Source organism: Vibrio sp. 1069 (genome assembly GCF_033340555.1).
Map to the genome: position 1 here is coordinate 1 of NZ_JAWOWP010000963.1, position 513 is coordinate 513.

Below are 513 nucleotides of genomic sequence, written 5' to 3' on the forward strand. Positions count from 1 at the left end.
CTTCAGAGTTTCTTGGTGTAAAGCTCAGCACGCTGCTAACTCATGTTTATGGAAGCATCCCAGAGCAAGTCGATATCGGCAGTTTAAACAACTATCACTCCACCTTATCTCGCAAAGATATTGTTCGTTATCAGCCAATTTTGGCGTACCAGCAAGATCATCATTACATCAAAGTGAGAAATAAAGGCCCTTACTGGGTGATATACCCTCTCAGTCAATATCCTGAATTGGATCATAATGAATATCATGCCCAAATGGTGTGGCAAGTTAATGAGATGAAAATAAAACAAAAATAATGAAGTTATCAGAAGCTTACCCAATTAAACAAAAAAATTATTCGACGACCAGCAAAATGCTCCTTTTGGTTTTTGCCACTTCTTTATTGCTCGCAAATGTCATATTGCTCCAACAAACTCGGGTCTTAGCGCAAAGTTTTACTGATGAGCAAAAACAAGCGACATGGTTTTTATTCCAGTTATCGAAAGAACTTTCTGAGCTCGTCAGTGAAGCACG

General features: G+C 38.8%; 2 pseudogenes. Both read left to right on the forward strand.

The features are described from left to right. Window positions 1-296, forward strand: a pseudogene (locus R7040_RS30050) (oxidoreductase); the annotation flags it as partial. Continuing rightward, window positions 296-513 (forward strand): annotated as a pseudogene (locus R7040_RS30055) (GGDEF domain-containing protein); the annotation flags it as partial. The pseudogenes R7040_RS30050 and R7040_RS30055, both read left to right, overlap by 1 nt.